15 protein-coding genes are annotated in these 17,746 nt (G+C 54.1%); 3 read left to right on the plus strand and 12 right to left on the minus strand.

All coding sequences use genetic code 11. The features are described 5' to 3' along the window. Window positions 1–476: 476 nt before the first annotated feature. From B0F88_RS02405 to B0F88_RS02415, 3 genes are all read right to left on the minus strand, one after another. Window positions 477–743: an RNA recognition motif domain-containing protein gene (locus B0F88_RS02405; RefSeq protein ID WP_104422356.1), complete on the minus strand. Its 267-nt coding sequence runs from the start codon at window positions 741–743 to the stop codon at window positions 477–479. A gap of 108 nt (window positions 744–851) precedes the next feature. Beyond that, a complete protein-coding gene (locus tag B0F88_RS02410) occupies window positions 852–1,058 on the minus strand; it encodes a cold-shock protein (protein ID WP_006892427.1) in 207 nt (68 codons plus the stop codon). A gap of 197 nt (window positions 1,059–1,255) precedes the next feature. After that, complete coding sequence (locus tag B0F88_RS02415; protein WP_146083298.1) at window positions 1,256–1,558, minus strand: hypothetical protein; 303 nt, start codon at window positions 1,556–1,558, stop codon at window positions 1,256–1,258. Window positions 1,559–1,759: 201 nt separating this feature from the next. On the opposite strand from B0F88_RS02415, the gene ppnN reads away from it, so the two are divergent. Further along, entirely contained in the window at window positions 1,760–3,130 is a 1,371-nt protein-coding gene (gene ppnN / locus B0F88_RS02420) for a nucleotide 5'-monophosphate nucleosidase PpnN (RefSeq protein WP_104422358.1), read from the plus strand. 145 nt (window positions 3,131–3,275) lie between these two features. Then, entirely contained in the window at window positions 3,276–5,618 is a 2,343-nt protein-coding gene (locus B0F88_RS02425) for a type IA DNA topoisomerase (protein ID WP_104422359.1), read from the plus strand. A 237-nt stretch (window positions 5,619–5,855) separates the two neighbouring features. Here the strand turns inward: B0F88_RS02425 and B0F88_RS02430 are convergent, their stop codons facing one another. The 5 genes from B0F88_RS02430 to B0F88_RS02450 all read right to left on the minus strand — a co-directional run bounded on the left by B0F88_RS02430 (window position 5,856) and on the right by B0F88_RS02450 (window position 12,558). Next, complete coding sequence (locus tag B0F88_RS02430) at window positions 5,856–6,515, minus strand: PepSY-associated TM helix domain-containing protein (protein WP_104422360.1); 660 nt, start codon at window positions 6,513–6,515, stop codon at window positions 5,856–5,858. Between the two features lie 84 nt (window positions 6,516–6,599). Beyond that, on the minus strand, window positions 6,600–8,060 hold the full coding sequence (locus tag B0F88_RS02435) for an ABC transporter permease (RefSeq protein WP_104422361.1): 1,461 nt from the start codon (window positions 8,058–8,060) through the stop codon (window positions 6,600–6,602). A gap of 12 nt (window positions 8,061–8,072) precedes the next feature. Then, window positions 8,073–9,539, minus strand: coding sequence for an ABC transporter permease subunit (locus tag B0F88_RS02440; RefSeq protein WP_104422362.1), 1,467 nt, complete (start codon window positions 9,537–9,539; stop codon window positions 8,073–8,075). Further along, window positions 9,536–10,345 carry an ABC transporter ATP-binding protein gene (locus tag B0F88_RS02445; RefSeq protein WP_104422363.1) on the minus strand — a complete coding sequence of 270 codons (810 nt, stop codon included), beginning with the start codon at window positions 10,343–10,345 and terminating at the stop codon, window positions 9,536–9,538. Before B0F88_RS02445 ends, B0F88_RS02440 begins: the two co-directional genes overlap by 4 nt. 14 nt (window positions 10,346–10,359) lie before the next feature. Then, complete coding sequence (locus B0F88_RS02450; RefSeq protein WP_104422364.1) at window positions 10,360–12,558, minus strand: TonB-dependent receptor; 2,199 nt, start codon at window positions 12,556–12,558, stop codon at window positions 10,360–10,362. On the opposite strand from B0F88_RS02450, the gene B0F88_RS19610 reads away from it, so the two are divergent. After that, entirely contained in the window at window positions 12,546–12,674 is a 129-nt protein-coding gene (locus tag B0F88_RS19610) for a hypothetical protein (RefSeq protein WP_258076538.1), read from the plus strand. The genes B0F88_RS02450 and B0F88_RS19610 overlap by 13 nt on opposite strands. Window positions 12,675–12,888: 214 nt before the next feature. Here the strand turns inward: B0F88_RS19610 and B0F88_RS02455 are convergent, their stop codons facing one another. The 4 genes from B0F88_RS02455 to B0F88_RS02470 form a co-directional block, all read right to left on the minus strand. Continuing rightward, window positions 12,889–13,191 (minus strand): hypothetical protein, encoded by a 303-nt coding sequence (locus B0F88_RS02455; protein WP_146083299.1) that lies wholly within the window; start codon window positions 13,189–13,191, stop codon window positions 12,889–12,891. 13 nt (window positions 13,192–13,204) lie between these two features. Next, complete coding sequence (locus B0F88_RS02460; RefSeq protein ID WP_104422366.1) at window positions 13,205–13,438, minus strand: hypothetical protein; 234 nt, start codon at window positions 13,436–13,438, stop codon at window positions 13,205–13,207. 603 nt (window positions 13,439–14,041) lie between these two features. Next, window positions 14,042–15,304: a PepSY-associated TM helix domain-containing protein gene (locus B0F88_RS02465; protein ID WP_181049818.1), complete on the minus strand. Its 1,263-nt coding sequence runs from the start codon at window positions 15,302–15,304 to the stop codon at window positions 14,042–14,044. A 301-nt stretch (window positions 15,305–15,605) separates the two neighbouring features. Further along, the gene (locus B0F88_RS02470) at window positions 15,606–17,702 is read right to left on the minus strand and encodes a TonB-dependent siderophore receptor (RefSeq protein WP_104422368.1); all 2,097 of its coding nucleotides are present in this window, start codon (window positions 17,700–17,702) and stop codon (window positions 15,606–15,608) included. Between the last annotated feature and the right edge of the window lie 44 nt (window positions 17,703–17,746).

Consider the following 17,746-nt stretch of genomic DNA (forward strand, 5'->3'; position numbering starts at 1 on the left):
TAACTATTCACTTCTTAAGCTTTTTTGTTAGATCGTTCAAATTGTAGCCAGTGCTCGGCTGTTTTGGATATGTAATAAAATATCAATGACTTAGCGCGTTAAAACGGGCTTTGTAAGTGGCATTTTTACAGTTGGAATGAGGTTTTCCGGCTATGCTGCTGAAATAAAAGTGTATTGTCCGCATCTGTGGAAAAACGGTTTGGCGGCGATGGGCTGTCAAGCTTTATTTCTTCAAACAGGGCTATGGATTATTACGTTGGATATAACGAATATTCAGGCAAAGCGGGGCTATCTAACGATAAAAGCAGCATGCAATTCTGCGGTGTGCTTAAAGAGAAAAGGATGCGGCCGTTGTTGTCCGGCATTGGGGGCGACCGGAAAAGCTGGTCGCCCAGATAGTTCAGCGATAATCCCGCGTCATGCTGCGGCTAAGGCCGTTGAGTAATCGGGGAGAGTGGGACTATGCCGTTAATGTTTCAATGGCGTCTGCCATTTTTACCGGCAGTCGTATCTTCAAATTTAACCTTTAAAGGTTTTCCGCAATACAGATTGCCGTCAAGCCCGGCTATCGCGGCTCTTGCTTCGTGGCCTTCCATTCCGATAAAGCCGAAGCCCCGGCATTTTCCGCTAAATATATCGGAAACAAGTTGAATGGAGCGGACTTTTCCGTATTCGGAAAATAAAGCCTGTACAGTTTCTTCAGTGGCTTCGCTAGGTAAGTTTCCTACAAAAATTCGTTTCAAAAGACATGTCCTAAATTAGGGGGTGAGTTGATGGTCCGGGTTAACCGGTTGTGCCACGACCCCGCATCGTGTCGACGGCGGGGCCGGGTATTGAAAAGTAAAGCGGTTTTAAGCCGCGCTTACTTGTGACGCTTGTGGGCCTTTAGGGCCTGATTCTACATCGTACTTAACGGCTTGGCCTTCAGCCAAGGTACGGTAACCGCCGTCGCTTGCGATTGCGGAAAAGTGTACAAACACGTCTGCGCTGCCGTCGCTAGGAGAAATAAAACCGAAACCTTTTGCTTCGTTGAACCACTTAACAGTACCTGTTGCCATAAAATTACCTATATAAATCAATGAAAAAAGTTTGATTGCAAATCATGCTGGGCAATTTTGAAGAGAAAAGCGAATGGAATTTCTGAAAAGTGCTGAATAACATGCAAAACCTAAGCAGACGTTTCGAGTTTGTGCGAAATGCTATCTACTTAGGATCAGCATTATAGAGGCTAATCTCCAGTATAGCCATTGAAAATTTAGACGGCGCTGTTTCGGGCAAGACGTTTATTGATCGGTAAAGCGTTAATAACGATTCCTGCGGTCAAAGTCATGACGGTAATTGTTTCCGTCGTTAAAGGGATGATCATAATTTTGGCCCGGCCGACGATCTCCCGAATCAGCTGGGGGGCGATGGGGCCGGATATTGTGCTGATCGTGATGGGGAGGATGTGGAAAGCGCCGATAGCCGTTATCATAATAGTCCGGTCTTTCGCCGTAGTCGTTTCTGTGCATAATGGTGTAACCGCTGCTGTAAGCGCTATGGCCCGGATAATACGCATAATGGGCGCAAGCGCAGGGCAGCAGCGCAAAAGCGGCGAACAGCATTCTTTTAGCGATTGAATTCATTTCTATAGTCCGCGATAGTTGGCCTGTGCTAAAGAGTATCGATAGACCGCTGAATGCCGAATGAATAAAAACGGGTGTGTTGTCTCCGCTGAATACAGCCGGGAAGCGCACGGACATAACTATTTAGGAACATCATGAAATACCCCGTAATTGACGCAATCATCATTCCCGAAGGCCGTCTGGATGTACTGTCCAAGGCCGAAGTAAGCAAGCTGCTGGATACCAGCCAAGGCGGGCTGTACCGGCTGTTTCGCAACTGCTCGCTCGCCGTATTGAATTGCGGCAGCACCTTGGATGACGGCAAGGAATTGTTGGAACGCTATCCCGATTTTGAGATACGCGTAGTCCAGGAACAGCGCGGCATTAAGCTGGATATCAAGGCCGCCCCGGCCCATGCCTTTGTCGACGGCAACATGATCAAAGGTATCAATGAACATTTGTTCACGGTACTGCGCGACATTATTTATGTCAGCGACGAGATTACCGATAACCCGAAGATTGATCTGGACAGCTCGGACGGCGTCAGCAGCGCCGTGTTCCACATCCTGCGCAACGCCAATATTTTGCGACCGATGACTCCGCCTAAGCTGGTCGTGTGTTGGGGCGGGCATTCAATCAGCCGTAAAGAATATGATTACAGCAAGATCGTCGGTTACGAGCTGGGGCTGCGCGGCCTGGATATTTGCACCGGCTGCGGACCGGGCGCAATGAAAGGCCCGATGAAAGGCGCCACCATCGGTCACGCCAAGCAGCGGATAAAAAACGGCCAGTATCTCGGGATAACGGAACCCGGCATTATTGCGGCCGAATCGCCTAACCCGATCGTCAACGAGCTGGTGATTCTGCCGGATATTGAAAAACGCCTGGAGGCTTTTGTCCGCACCGGGCACGGCATCGTGGTGTTTCCCGGCGGCGCGGGCACGGCTGAGGAAATACTCTACATATTGGGCGTCTTGCTGCACCCCGATAACAAGGACATGCCGTTTCCGCTGGTATTCACCGGGCTCGACAGTTCAGAGGATTACTTCAAGGAAATCGACCGGTTTATTGCCGGCACCTTGGGCGAATCCGCACGGCAGCGTTACAAAATCATTATCAACGATCCGGTGGAGGTCGCCAGGGAAATGCAGGCGGGCATCCAGCAGGTGCGCCAGTTCCGCAAAGAAAAGGGCGACGCCTACTATTTCAACTGGTTGCTGAAGGTCGACGTCCCGTTTCAACAGCCGTTTATACCGACCCATGACAACATGAGAAACCTGGCCTTGAACAAAGAGCAGGACAGCCACCTGCTAGCCGCCAACCTGCGCCGTGCGTTTTCCGGCATCGTGGCTGGCAACGTAAAGGACGACGGTATACGCGCTATCGAACAATACGGTCATTTCGAGATTCGCGGCGATACGGAGATCATGGCGTTGATGGATTCCCTGCTGGCCTCGTTCGTTGAGCAGCACCGGATGAAATTGCCGGGGAAGAAATATGTGCCGTGTTACAAGATTATTAAATAATGAGATTGTGGCCCCAAGCGACTGAAAAGCGTTTATTCACCACGAAGACACGAAGAGCACGAAGAAATAAAACTTCGTGTCCTTCGTGTCTTCGTGGTGATAATCTTTACTCGTTCCTATGCCGGAAAGTGGGAACGATATTCTCATGAAAGTCATCCTGACCGAAAAACCCTCAGTCGCCCGCGACATAGCCAAATGCCTGAACATCGGCAACAAGCGCGACGGTTATTTCGAGGGCGACGGCTATCAAATTACCTGGGCGTTCGGCCATCTGGTCGAATTGAAAGAGCCCGATGAATATAACAAGGCCTGGAAACGCTGGTCGTTGGAATCGCTGCCGATCATTCCCGAGCAATTCGGCTTAAAAGCCAGGGGCGATGCTCAAGCGCAAAAACAGCTGAACACCATCAAGCGCTTGTTCAAGGCTGCCGACGAAATCATCTGCGCAACCGATGCGGGGCGGGAAGGAGAGCTGATTTTCAGGTACATCCTGTCCTGGTCCGGGTGCATGCAAAAACCGTTTAAACGCTTGTGGATCAGCTCACTAACCGATGATGCGATACGCAAGGGTTTTGCAGCGTTGCAGGAGGGGCGCGCTTACGACGGACTTTATCGCGCGGCCAAATGCCGTAGCGAATCGGACTGGATCGTCGGCTTGAACGCCACGCGGCTTTACACCCTGAAGTTCGGCGGGCAGGGCGGCTTATGGACGATAGGCCGGGTGCAAACTCCGGTGCTGGCGCTGATCGTGCAAAAAGATGCGGAAATCAGCAATTTCGTCGCCAAGGATTTTTGGGAGTTGCACACCCTGTACCGGGATGCCGATTTTCAATATGTCGGCGGGCGGTTCGACCGAAAAGCCGACGCGGAAACCCTGTTAAACCAAATTACCGGCCAGGATTTCCAGATTACCGGGGTCAAGGGCAAGAAGGAAACGCTGAGTCCGCCGTTATTGTACGATTTGACCGATTTGCAAAAAGACATGAGCATCCGCCACGGCCTGACCGCCGAGCAAACCTTAAGCGCCGCCCAACAGCTATACGAGAAAAAACACGTCACCTATCCGCGCACCGACAGCCGTTATTTGACCAACGACATGAAGCCGGGTATGAAGCCCTTGCTGACGAAATTGCGCATTAAATTCGAGCAGCAGATTGAGCCGCTCGACCTCGATAAACTGACGCTGAGCGGCCGTCTGTTCAATGACGCCAAGGTCAACGACCATCATGCGATCATCCCCACGGCCGCCTTGCCTGGAGCGCTGTCGGGTAATGAAGCCAAAGTCTTTGAGGCGATAGCGCTGCGCTTTATCGCGGCGTTCTATCCGCCCTGCATCAAGCAAATCACCACCGTGTTAGGCGAGGTATCTGGTGCCGCCGCTACCACAGTCGAATTCAAAACCACCGGCACGATGATCGAATCGCCCGGCTGGCAGGTCTTGTATAAAAACGATGCGGCAAATCAGGCCGATAAGACGCAAAAAATCCTGCCCAATTTTGTAAAAGGCGAAACCGGTCCGCAACAGCCGTCGATAACTCAGGGCAAAACCACGCCGCCCAAACCCTATAACGAAGCGAGCCTGCTCGGCATCATGGAATCGGCCGGTAAGACCTGCGACGACGAACAACTCAAAGAAGCGTTGAAAGAAAAGGGTCTCGGCACGCCCGCAACCCGGGCCTCGATTATCGAGGTGCTGATCAAGCGGAACTACATCCAGCGGCAAAAAAAGAACTTGCTGAGCACCGAATCCGGGCGGCGCCTGATCTCGATTATCGCCGACGACAGGCTGAAGTCTGCGGCGATGACCGGCGAATGGGAGGCCAAGCTCAAAAAAATAGAACACAACGAGTACGACCCCGACCGGTTCATGGCCGAAATCATCCGGTTTACCCGGAACATAAAAGATCAATCGGACCGGCCGCTGTACGATCAAAGCCGCCTCGGCGATTGCCCCTTATGCGGCCATCCCGTAATCGAAGGCCGGAAAGGCTACGGTTGCAGCGATTGGAAAGCCGGTTGCAAGTTCGTGTTATGGAAGGAAATGCTTGGCGTTCCGGTCAACCGGGACATGGCCTGCCAATTACTGCAAACCGGCCGGACCCTGCACAGTTACGCGGTCAAGCCGGGCGATGAGGTGTTCAACGCCCAACTGACGCTGGGCAAACAGGGCGAAACAGGTTATATCAAAGCCGAGCCGGTGCAGCGGGCCGTTGTAACAGAAGCCATTGCCGATTGCCCGCTGTGTAACGGCAAAATCATTGAAACCGCAAAAGCCTACAGCTGTAGCGAATGGCGCAACGGCTGCAAAATGGCGATCTGGAAAACTGTTGCGCATAAAAAAATCACCGCAGCGATGGCCAAAAAACTGCTCAGCAAAGGCGAGACCGGGCTGTTAAAAGGCTTTAAATCCGGCAAAGGCAAGGAGTTTGAAGCCAACCTGAAACTGGTTGAGGGCAAGGTCGAAATGGATTTTTCGGTACCTGAATAGAAACCGGCATGGAGATTGGGATCGGGGCAAGCAGGTTAAAAAATATTTACCACGAAGACACGAAGAAAAACACCGTCGTTCCAACTCTCCGGCGCAGGCATGCTGTTCTGACACTTCAGCGACCCGCAAAGCTTGAGCGTTCCAAGATTCCGTTCGCCCTGAGCCTGTCGAAGGGGAACGGAATCTTGGAGTGCGGCGGGTGGATGGGAGCCGCCTATACGACTCGCGCAGCATCCGTTATAGCGAGTCCAGCACAAAAAACACCATCAGTCCAAGCGAGCCCAGCCCCAGCCCGGCCATAGCCAAACGCGAGCCGTGCAGCTTAGTCCACAACAATAGGCCGGTCAGGGAAAGAAATACCAATCCGCCGGCCAGCGTATCGGCCAGCAGCACCCAGCCGGTCCCCATACCGACGCCCTTATGCAGGCGGGTGATGAATGCGAACGCGTTGGCATCCTGATGTCTTATCGAAACATAAGTATTCCCTACCCAGTATTCCGCGTTAACGGAATGCTGCGGATTGTGGAAGTCAATCTTCCATTGGCCGGGCTGCCGGAAGCTTTGTCCGCCCCAGGTCACGGTTTTTGCCGGTTCGGTGGAAATTTTATGAGGTTCCCGGCCGATGTTTAATTGGACTTGCAGCCATTCTGCCAGGGCTTTTGCATCGGCCGGAGGCGGCTCGGGCAAGGCCAGTTCGACTTGCGACTGTTCCATATGCGCTGCCGGAATCTTCATCACCATGCGATGATTGAGCAAAATTCCGCTAACGCCGAACAACAGACCCAGCGCCGCACCCCACAGCCCGACCCAGGCATGCATGCGGCGCAGCCATTTGAGCCAATGAAAGCGTTTAGGTTGCCGGCTGAATGTTGTGTCCCGGCTTTGCGTTTGCACCATTATTTATCCTATTCTGTTTCGTTTGTCGGAACGCCGGAATCGGCCTGTCGGTTCCGGCGGTTTTCCATTTATGCCTGAGCTTGGTCATGCCGTAATCGGATAATCCCGGATGCGGCGAAGGCTGAACAAATATAGCACAGCAATCGGGACAACCAAGCCGAGCAGCCCGCTGAGCAGGCGCATATTGGTCTCGGAAACGGCCGGGCCGGCATAGACAAAGCGCGGAAAATGTTGGTAATCCTCGAGTGTGAGCGGCGTGTTCTCAAGCACTTTCGGCAGGAAAAACGCTTGCCATTCGCGGTGAAACGCATCGACCTGTTCAGACAAATGCCGGTAGCGGCTGTTGTCGGTGCCGGCTACGGCGTTTAACGCCTCCTGCATCACAATCGCCGGCGATAAAAAGCGCAGACTGTCGACGACGCGCTGTTGCCGCGCCAATTGCCTATCGTACCCCGCCATGATTTGGCTAATCCGGCCGGCCGCCGCTTGCTGCACCAATACCCGCTTCCTGATGGCCGCAACGTCATCGGCTTTTGCAAGCGGTTTCGCGGTCATTTCGGGATGCTCTTGCTCAAAACGCGCAACGGTTGCGTCGGACTCCTGGTTCGCATCGGTTTGTGCGGCGCGGATCTGTCCTACCATGGCGACGCGGGACGGAACCGGGTAGGCGACGTTGACCGCGATGCTGATAAAGCTCGGCAACACCAGCAAAATCACAATCCACAGCCCCGTCAACATCAGCGCGTTCTGTGCGGATGATTTGGCCAGCACGTTGACCGCCGCGGCCAGGGTCAACCAGAACAGGATGTAGGCCAGCAACAGCAGCATCCACCAGCCCAGCCGCACCAAGCTATCCATCGTCGACAAATCGGTACCGATGGCCAGCAAGCAGATCACCGTCATGCCGGCAGTCAGCGAGAAGACAAGCGCCGCGCGAAAGCCGAGTTTACCGGCGATCAAAACCCAAAGCGGCACCGGGTTTGTCATTGTGACAGCCAGCGTACCCTGCTCGTGCTCGGCGGAGAGTACGTTGTACGACAGCGCAATAATCAGCAGCGGCAATAAAAACACGACGACAAAAGCCAGATCGAAATTGCCGATCAGCAAATTGCCGGGGTTTTCGATTTCCTCGTTTAAGGCGAACGACTCTTTATTATCGGAGGATACCTTGACGTAGGGCGGGTTGAGATCGCTTTGGCCGATTGCGGTCGCGGCGAATGCGGTAGGCGGCAGCACGGCATAGCTTGCCGCATGGCGATTGCCCACCCAATAGGCGTTGACCGGATTTTCAAACGCCTTGGCCGGTGCAAGGCCGCCCGCATCAATCCGGGCTAGTTTGTCTTTCAGCTCTTGCAGGCGCACCGACTCTTCGGTTTGCGCCGCATGCACGGCTTGCTGCTGTTTGTTGATCCATGACTGGCCGTTGACAAACGCGTAACCGACTGCCGCAACCAGAATCAATGCGACAAAAAAATCCAGGCGGTCGGCGCGGAACAGTGAGCGCTCAAAGTTGAATATCTCTTTTAAATACAGTGATGTGTGCATTGTTGCTAGTCCTTATAATGGCCGTAAGCGCCGCGTAGCCGTTACCGCAAAAGCGATTGCCCCGAACATCCAAGCCGATAAAATCCCCAGATTCAAGCCCTGTTCGGCGATAGCGGTTCTTGCTTCCGGTATTTTGTGTTCCAGCGCCGGGATCTGTTCCCACAACCGGCGGTTCGATACATAGTTGTTGTCGCCGTTTTTGTGGTGCTGAATCAGGTCTTCGCTCATCGCGGTCTGGATCTGCCGCCGGTACAGTTCGGCAGCCGTGGCGAAGCGGTTTTGATGAAAGGTATCGGTGCCCGCCAAGCCCATCGAAAACGGTCTGAGCGCGGCCAGCGGGAACGCAAACCCGGCGATCGCGCGGATACGTTCCTGGCGCGCATAGATGGCCCAGAGCGCGCCGTAGTGCTCGTCGTAAATGCGGTAGCCGTTCTCGTCGTCTTTGCGTAAGGTCAGGCCGCGAAAGCTGACCGGCAAATCCTCAATGCGGGTCACGTTGTACTTTTTAAATACTTCATCGCGGAAAGCGGCGAAAGCGGGATGCGTTTCATCGTGACCAAAAGTCGCTTTCCGCGCTTCGTTGAGGCCGTTTTGGAATTCCACCTTGGTCGGCGTCGGGCTGACGATGCGGGCTAAATCCGTCATGGCCCGTGGCGCGATAAAACCGTTCACTACCCAAAACGCGAGCAGCCCGATCAACGCTTTGCGGGATGACGACGAGGCGGCCGATACGCCCAACGCCAATGCAATAAACCCGGTCAAATAAATTGCGTAGCCCAGGATCAGCCAAGTGCTCCGCAGGTATAAATTTTTCGCGTCCGCATGTTGATCGTCGACAAAACCCAGCGCGATAAAGCCGAGCAGCGCTACCGGCAGCAGTAAAGCGCCGACGGCCGCGATAATCGCCAGGCCTTTGCCGACCAGCAATTGCGTAGGCTTTACGCCGATGCTCAACAATTGCCGAAGGGTGCCGCGTTCGCGCTCGCCGGTGAATGCGGAAAATCCGAGCAGCACAATGACCAGCGGCGCGAGTATTTGTAATACGAACGCCATGGTCAGCTCGCCGAAGCGTTGCAGCGAGGTTGCATCCCGCGCCGGACGGAAATTGAATTCGTTTTGTTTGTGCGCTTCCACCCACACCGTCGAGCCGACAAATTGATCGATGCCCGGATCGACGAAAGCCAACGGACTTACCGGCTTGAAAGCGTATTGCCCAAAATGGGCCGCCTGGTGCGGATTTTTATCGCCCTGATCAAGCCATTGCTGATAAGTCACTGCGCGCGCCGCGGCGTGCTCGCCGTCAACGCGCTGCATTTGCCGCCAGCCCAGAAACAGAGCGATCAACATCAGCAGCAGAATGATGCCGCCGGTCCACCAGAAACGCGAATCGCGCAGCAGCTCAACTAATTCCTTGCGTGCAATGGTATCGATAACGCCGGCATCGGTTTTGCCGCCGGCAACAGTTGCGGCGGTATTCATCGGGCCTCCTTTTGTCCGGCAACTGCTCCCTGCATGGCGCTCGGCAACTGCTCCGTGCGTTGCTCTGCCTCCCCCGTCCTTGGGGGCGCGCCTCCTGCATCGGTGCAGGAGGCGATATCGAGATAAATACGTTCGAGATCGGCGTGGCCCAGATCATCGGTCGTCATCGTCGAGACCAGTATCCCGCGCTGCATGATGCCGACGCGCGTACCGACCTGCTTGGCCAGGAACAGGTCGTGGGTAGCCATCAGGATCGCCACGCCATCGGCCTTGAGCCGGTCCAGCAGTTTGGAGAATTCGTTGGCCGCTTGCGGATCGAGGCCGGAGGTCGGCTCGTCGAGCAGCAATGCTTTGGCGTTTTTCGCCATCGCAATCGCAATGCCGACTTTTTGCCGCATGCCTTTCGAGTAACCGGAGACGCGTTTGAACGCCGCCTCTTTCGCCAGCCCGGCTTCGGCGAGCAACTTGAGCAATTCATGCTCGGGCCGCTTATGCCCGAGCGCGAGCGTGGTGAAATAGTTAAGATTCTCCAGGCCGGAAAGGCTGGGGTAAAGCATCACCGTTTCAGGAATATAGGCGATGTGGCGCTTTACCTCGAGCGGTTCCGCGCTGACGTCGATACCGTTTACCAGCGCCCGTCCGGCGGTCGGCGTCACGAAATTCAGGAACAAATTGATTGTCGTGGTTTTGCCTGCGCCGTTCGCGCCCAGCAGGCAGAAAATCTCGCCGCTGTTGACGGTCAGGTTCAGTTTGTTCAGGGCAACGACGCCGTTATAGGCTTTAGTGAGTTCAGATGCTTGCAGCATGTCCGGTCTCCGCTTTAGTTAAAGTTAAAACGCAGGCTGCCGTAAACGCTAAGCGGGTCGCCGGGCAGAGCGCCGACAAATGTCGGGTTGGTATAGTAATTCTCATCGGTCAGGTTCTTCAGGTTAACCGCGGCTTCCCAGCGGGGTTGGCGATAGGCGATTGCGGCGTCGACCGTCGTGTAGGACGGCACTTTGAGCAAGTTCAGGTTATCCGCATAAGACTCGCCTTTATGGGTAACGCCTACGCCGAAGCTTAGGCCTTTGACGGCCCCTTGCTGGATTTCATAATTGTTCCAGATGCTGAATGTTTCTTTGCTGACGCCTGTCGGGGTAGTGCCGTAAATGCTGCGATTGTTGACGCCCAAAGTCGCATTGCTGGCGACGGCCCGAGACAGCGTTTCCGGGTCCATCCATACCGCATTGCCGGTGATATTCCAGCCTGCGAGCGGGTGGACGCCAATATCCATTTCCACGCCTTGGGACCGGTCTTTGCCGTCCTGGGTCGCCAGGCCGTTGTTGCCGGGCAAGGTGACGAAATAGTCGCTGCGCTCGGTATCGAACAGCGCTGCATTCAAGTCGACCTTGCCGTCCAGCAGCGTGGTTTTAGCGCCGACTTCCACCTGTGAAGAGGTTTCAGGCGCTGTCGGGTAGGCCTTGCTTTCTGTACCCAGGTTGATGAATGCCCCTTCGCTATAGCCCGCGTAAAAAGCCAGGTTCTTGGTCGGCTGAAATACTCCGCCTATCGATCCGGTGGTAAAGGACTTGCTTTCGTTAATTTCACGGTATTTGGATATGCCCGCGAGACTCTGAACCGTCCGTTCAAAGCCTTTGTCGTCGTAATTGATAATGTCGTGGCGGACGCCGCCGCGCAGTTTCCAATGTTCGCCGAACGCCAGCTGGTCTTGTCCGTAGAAAGACACGGTATCGCTGGTCATTTTTCGGTCGAACAGCTGGTAGTTGGTGTTTCCTGCCAGCGAAGTTTCCAATACGACCGGGTTCAACAAGTTGGCGATATTGGGGAACATATAAATATCGACATTCGAGTCGATGTCGGTATTTTTATATTCAAATCCGCCGAGTATCGTGTGATCAACCGGTCCGGTGCTTGTTTTCCAGGTCAACTCATTCTGGAACGTGGTGTAAGAAGCGTCATCGGCTTGTCTGCGCGCGTTTCGTCCCGTTACGGTGTTCGCCAACGTGGCGGTGGCGGACAGGTTTCTGATTAAGTTCAGCTGACGGTTTTCAGTGGTCATTGCGGTGCGCATGCTCAATGCGTCGGAGAATGTCCAGTCGTGGGTGACGCCGACCCGGTTGATTTGCTGGTCTGTTTTATTAAACGGGGTGTAGTAGCGGGTTTCGCGGGAGACCTCGGGAAGATTGCCTTTGGCGTCGAAAAGGATGCCGAAATTGTCCGGCTTAACCTGGATATCGCGATGATCGAAATCAACGGTCAGTGTTTTATTATCGGCTATGTTCCAGGTCAGACTCGGGGAAATTTCGACAATGTCGCGGCCTAAACCGCGAAAGCCGTCCGAGTGTTCGCCGTTCACGATTAAGCGGCCCGCCGTATCGTTCAGCATCGGCCCGGTTAAATCGAGATAGCCGGTGCCTGTGCCGAAACTGCCGAACGTTGTGCCTCCCGATACATTGAACTTTTTTTGCGGCTTTTTGGTGATCATGTTAATGCTGCCGCCGCCGTTTGCAGCGCCGAACAGTGCGGAGCCGGGGCCTTTTAACACTTCGATGCGCTCGACGTCATACAGAGTGCGGTAATAGCCGTTTTGGGACGGCCCGTCGGGCATATCGTCGCGTAAAAAGCTTAAACTCAAACCGCGCGAGGTATAGTTATTGGCATAACCGTAGCCGCCCGCCATTTGCGGCTGAACGCTGCTGACATTGCGCATGGCGTCATTCAGGGTGATGGCGGCCTGTTCCTTGAGCAGTTTTTCCGGCACCACCGCCACGCTGGCCGGAATATCGCGTAGCGGCGTATCGGTCTTGCTGCCCGTTCTCGCGACATCGTCAGGGGATCCGGGGTATATCCGCGCTGCGTTGGTCTTGACTTCCGGCAGCACGGTTTCGTTTTTAGGTTTGGCCGGCGGTATTTTCTTGCTTGCCGCGGTATCGGCCAACGTGACTAACGGTGCGCCGGCAAGCGCCAATAGCAATGCCGCACTGGCGCGTCCTTGCCTGCGTTGGAATGGATGTTTCATATAAAGCCCCTGTTGTTTTGTATAGAGATGGTTGGCTGGCTATACAAGCGGCAAAAGCTTATTGGCTGGCTGGAGATGCGATTGAAAAATTAAATATTGAAGAATTAAATCCGTAAACCACAAAAGCGCGTTGGTTGCCGCAGTTCCCGTTTTCGTGATGTTGGCGTAGCGGCAGTTATAGCGAGCCCAGCACAAAAAACACCGTCAGCCCGAGCGAGCCCAGCCAAATTGGAGTGCAGGCTTCGCCTGCTTGGCAAGCAGAGCTTGCACTCCAAAATACCGGAAAACTTTAGCTCGATTACTTATCAATACTGACTGAGTGCCAGTGAATTAATGGGCGGTTTTTCTATCCGTTGAAATATTTGTCCTTTGTTCCAACAAAGTCGCTCTTATGTTTTGCCATTGTTGCAGCAGTTGCAAGTATAGGGTTCGGCAATCAGGAGAACCGGCTACATCAGGATGCTCAATTACCAGACGAATGTGGCTGACAATAAAGTGGGCAAGCTTAGGACATTGATCCTTATGAAATCGTGTCATTAAAAAGCAGAGGGTGGAATGTAATTTAATAAACGATAAATCATCGGTTTTTTTTTCTTTAATGAGTGTTGCGATGCTATTCAGGTTTTGTTCCACGGTTTTTCCTTTATCAGTTGCATTCATGAGGCTGAATAAAATCATTAAGCTGATTTTGCATTTTTTGGGAATGCCTTGAGTATTTGACGTACTTTCCCCGCTTGTTTTTAGCAATACTTAAATTTGCAAGTAAGCGGTAATATCGGGAAATGAGCAGGGCAATACAAGGATTTTGCAGAGCTTCATATTGAGTTTTCAAATATTCGATAGCCATTAATAACGTCTTTTGCTGATCTTTTTCAGACATAGTAATTCTCCTGATATCCGGTTTTATTCTTTTTTCGTTAATTTCACAGTGGATAGGAATAATTTCCAGACCGTTTTTTTCGAGTCAATATCCAGGCACTTAAAATCCACTGCATGAATACATTCGCTTTCAATGAGTGAGGCTAAGGTATGTACCGAGAGTGCTATGTGTACCAAGTTATTTTCCATGTTAAAACCGGATCAAGTTTTATTTGACGTTAATGATAACGATTCCTATTTACAAGTCAAATGAATTTCTTCTTCCCGATGGCTTTTATGATGCGATCTTATGAAATACAGTGAGCCAACTGTCGAGGCATAGGTATCTACACAAGTTCTAGCCCCTTCTCCCTTGAGGGAGAAGGTTGGGATGAGGGGGAATATAAAGGGTTGTTTTTATTCTCCTCACCCCAGCCCTATCCAGCAGGAGAGGGAGCTAGGCCGACTTATAACTTATTGTATTTATAATGTAAAAAGTTGTGGAGATGCTTATGCTGTCGAGGGGAAATACACGCATGGTTGAGGGGGGAATGGCAGTCTTTATGCTTAAAGCACGGTATGCTTTTTAACATACCGGCCTATAGGCTTTATCACCGTCTTGATTTCATCGTGAGACCGGCTGAGCCGCTCTGCCTCTTGATTTACGCTTCCTATTCCAGATCAGCACCCCGGTTATCGATAACATTACCGTCGCCAGTCCGGTAATGCAGACAACAATCCGTCCCGGCAGGCCAAGAACTTGACCGGAATGCAGCGGAAACTGCCAAGCGAGGAACTTGTCGGACGGGGTGCCGCTGCCGTAGCCTCGCCGGCCTCTGAGTTGACTTGTGTCGGCATCGACAAATACCTGTTCAAAGCCAAGGATGAAGGCCGATTCGCCGCGCCCCTGCTCCTGAAAACCTACCCGATAAACGCCCTGCGCCGGCATGTAACCGACGAAGTCGGGCTGCATACCGCGCGCTTGCTCAGGCAACAGGGTTCGCGCGCGTTCGATGGCGGCCTCGAACGACAGTTGCGGCGCGGGCTGTACGCCGGAGCGTTTGGGCAGCGCCTGTACCGGGTTGGGGCTCAACGTGCCGAACAGGCTCACCACGGGCCGGAACACTTCCTGAGCCAGGTTGAAATACGCGCCGCTCATGGCAAGCGTGAACAGCATGCCCCAAAGCCACAAACCGCCGGCACGGTGTAAATCGAAATTGAGGCGTGGAGCACCGGCGCCGCGCTTGATTAGCCAGGCCGGTTTCCAGCGTTGCCGCCAATTCCTTTCGGTCGAGTAGCCTACTGTTCGGCAAGCCGATGTTTTGGGGTTCCGATAGCTTGGCAGCGTCAAATAAACCCCGACCAAGCAATCGAACATCCATGTCAGCGCCACCAGTCCCATCAACCAGACTCCCCAGCGTTCCGGCAGGTGCATCGAACGGTGCAGGCCATAGAGGAAGGGCATCAGGTGTATCCGGTCCGCACGCAATGCGTCCGTTTGGCGACCGCCCAGTATCCGCCCATCGTAGGGATCGAGATAGACCTCATCGATGTCAGGCACATTCGGTTTGCCGTCGGCGGATTGGTTGCCCGGACTCAAACGCACATGCACACTCTCCCGGTCCGCGCGGTGCAGCGCGAGAAAGCTGACCTGGGTATTCGGATACGCCTTCTGTACGGCGGCAACCAACGCATCCGGCCCGAGTGCCGCAGTCCGGCGCTCCTGCACACGGAACAGGCCGGGATTCAATGCCTGATCCAGCTCATGATAAAAAGCCAGCAACGCCCCGGTGAGTCCGCTCACAATCAAGAACAAAGCCATGCCCAGGCCCGCATAGCGATGGACTTTGGCAAGGAAAGGGCGCACTCGCCAACCGCGCGCGGTCATGATTCCCTTGCCGGCGCAAAAACCAGCTTTCGCCGAAAGTGGCACAGTCTGTCCGATGCCCGAGCAATACGCGAACATAGCACTGCTAAGGCCGGGAGACAGGATTGAAAAACAGGAGATTTCATGGGTATTTTTTCCTTTTAGATGGTAGAAATCATGATAATTATTCAGCCGGAGATTAATACGGATTAAACAGATTGCTTTGTAAGGCGCAAGGCAAAAGGGCGCGCCTTTTGCCTTTAATCTTTATGCAAAATGTACCCGCCCTTGGTAGCCCGAGCTACCGCAACGGCAGCGGCGGTCAGAATTCGACCTTGGCTGCGAGCTTTAGCGAAATCGGCGCGCCGACCCCCAGCAAGCCGTTACCCGCGGTACTCCAGTAATTATTGTTGGTCGCATTGTCGAGCACCGCCTGAACCGTGGTCAGCTTGCCCGCAATGCGGGTCGCATAGCGCGCGCCTAACGACAACACCGCATAGTCATCGACGAAAGCTTGGTTTTCACTATTGACCGGGCGCTTGCCGACGTAATGCACCCCGCTGCTGAGCGCCAGTCCCGGCACGCTTTGCAGGCGATACTCGGCGAACAGGCTGGCGGTTTGCTCCGGCGTGTTATCGGGCGTCTTGCCGAAGGTTGCCGTATTGGCGGCGTTCAGCTGCTTGGCATTCATGAACATGGCCGACCCGATCAGCGACAGTTGCGGGGTCACTTCGCCGGAGGCCGACAATTCCACGCCCCTGTACTGCGCCATGCCGTTCAGCACAAAGCGGTTGGCCGAGTCTACCGTGGTCGATGCGCGCTTGATGTCGAAATACGCCGCCTGCAGCAATATCCCTTTTCCAAGCTCCGCCTTCACGCCGGCTTCCTTCTGCTCCGACACAGCCGGGGCCAATATCTCGCCATTATTGGCGCGGTTGGCCGGCGCTTGCCCGCTTTCCTCGACCCCTTCGATGTAACTGCCGTAGATAGATACGTTGGTAAGAGGCTTATACGTCAGCGCCAGCGACGGATTGATAGTGTCCGCCTTAAAACGCGAGGTAGCTCCGACGCTCTCATAGTTGCTGCCGCGCACTCCCAGCATGGCTTGCCATTTCTCGCCAAGCAAAACGCGGTCGGATAAATACGCGCCCAGGTCCGTTATTTTCGATGAATTTGAAGTGAATGGGGCGGTCGGAGATCGTTGTGGGATGTCAACCGGGTTGTACAGGTTTTGCGTCACGTCGAACGTGGAGGAGGAGCGGGGATCCTGACTGCGCTCATTGCCGGTAACGCCCAGCGACACTTCATGCGTGATCCACTCGCCCGGGAAGCGGCCGAACACTTCGCCGCGAATATTCTCGTTATTCCACTCCGCTCCACGCTGGAAGAAAGTGCGCAGGGTGCCTTGGCCGGTGGCGAGATTATAGTTTTGGAATTGCGAGAAATTACGGTCGCGCAGGACTTCCGCTTTACCGGCTTCGACTAACAACGCCCAATCGTCATTGATCGCATAATCGGCGCGCAGCAGCAGATTAGTGGCTTCGGCGTCGTATTTCTGCCATTCGCTGGCGAGATTGCGGGTCGCGTCCGGTACGCCGGGCAAGGTGATAACGCCGTTGACTGCCGCAGGCACCTGGATTCCCGCCTGCTCGGAGACTTCTTTGCGGTAATGTTCAATATCGAATTTCAGCGAAAGTTTATCGTTGACCAGCCAGTCAAAAGCGCCCGAAGTCAGCGCACGGTAGCCGGAAAAATTGTCGATGCCGATGTCCTCGCGGCCACCGAGCAGGTTGACGCGCGCGCCGAATTGCTGCCGGTCGCCAAAGCGCCTGGCCGCATCAATGTGTCCATTTGTCCCGCCATATTGGTTGGCCTGCACCGACACATTGGTAATTGGATTCTTGCCGGCGCGTTTGGTGACCATGTTGACGATACCGGAGGGCGGCACAAAGCCGTAATAAAGCGACGAAGCGCCTTTGAGCACTTCGACGCGTTCCTTGTTCTCCAACGGAATGTCGATCAGATTGATGACCGGCAATGATCCGTTCAGCCGGTAATTGCTGCGATTTTCCACCAGAATGCCGCGAATCGAAATATTGTCGTAAGTCGAACCGTTCAATTGCGCGCGGGTAACGCCGGCCGTGTTACGCAAGGCGCCGAACAGGGTGCTCGCCGCTTGGGCATCGAGCACCTCCCGGGTGACCACGTTGCTGGTCTGCGGAACGTCGAGCGGCGCCATGTCGCGGAATGTGCCGACCTGAACGACATTGGACTTGAAGCTCTTGCTTTGCTCGGCGGCCACATTCACGGTGGAAAGCTGCGTGGCCGGTTCGGCCTTGTCTAGGCTCTCGGCGTTGGCCTGGGGAAGCAAAAACGCCAGCGTAAGACCGCTTGCCAAGGTGGGTAAATTAAATTGCATGGAGGATACCTCTTTAGGTTGATGTGTATGAAAAATAAGATGCT

This window comes from Methylobacter tundripaludum (genome assembly GCF_002934365.1).
GTDB lineage: Bacteria > Pseudomonadota > Gammaproteobacteria > Methylococcales > Methylomonadaceae > Methylobacter_A > Methylobacter_A tundripaludum_A.

Excerpts from the sequence above, each read along its gene's own strand:
- B0F88_RS02465 (WP_181049818.1), bottom strand. The coding sequence starts at position 15,304 with ATGACCGCGCGCGGTTGGCGAGTGCGCCCTTTCCTTGCCAAAGTCCAT.
- B0F88_RS02470 (WP_104422368.1), bottom strand. The coding sequence starts at position 17,702 with ATGCAATTTAATTTACCCACCTTGGCAAGCGGTCTTACGCTGGCGTTT.
- B0F88_RS02415 (WP_146083298.1), bottom strand. The coding sequence starts at position 1,558 with ATGCGTATTATCCGGGCCATAGCGCTTACAGCAGCGGTTACACCATTA.
- B0F88_RS02435 (WP_104422361.1), bottom strand. The coding sequence starts at position 8,060 with ATGCACACATCACTGTATTTAAAAGAGATATTCAACTTTGAGCGCTCA.
- B0F88_RS02460 (WP_104422366.1), bottom strand. The coding sequence starts at position 13,438 with ATGTCTGAAAAAGATCAGCAAAAGACGTTATTAATGGCTATCGAATAT.
- B0F88_RS19610 (WP_258076538.1), top strand. The coding sequence starts at position 12,546 with ATGGATGTTTCATATAAAGCCCCTGTTGTTTTGTATAGAGATGGTTGG.
- B0F88_RS02410 (WP_006892427.1), bottom strand. The coding sequence starts at position 1,058 with ATGGCAACAGGTACTGTTAAGTGGTTCAACGAAGCAAAAGGTTTCGGT.
- B0F88_RS02430 (WP_104422360.1), bottom strand. The coding sequence starts at position 6,515 with ATGGTGCAAACGCAAAGCCGGGACACAACATTCAGCCGGCAACCTAAA.
- B0F88_RS02445 (WP_104422363.1), bottom strand. The coding sequence starts at position 10,345 with ATGCTGCAAGCATCTGAACTCACTAAAGCCTATAACGGCGTCGTTGCC.
- B0F88_RS02450 (WP_104422364.1), bottom strand. The coding sequence starts at position 12,558 with ATGAAACATCCATTCCAACGCAGGCAAGGACGCGCCAGTGCGGCATTG.
- B0F88_RS02425 (WP_104422359.1), top strand. The coding sequence starts at position 3,276 with ATGAAAGTCATCCTGACCGAAAAACCCTCAGTCGCCCGCGACATAGCC.
- B0F88_RS02440 (WP_104422362.1), bottom strand. The coding sequence starts at position 9,539 with ATGAATACCGCCGCAACTGTTGCCGGCGGCAAAACCGATGCCGGCGTT.
- ppnN (WP_104422358.1), top strand. The coding sequence starts at position 1,760 with ATGAAATACCCCGTAATTGACGCAATCATCATTCCCGAAGGCCGTCTG.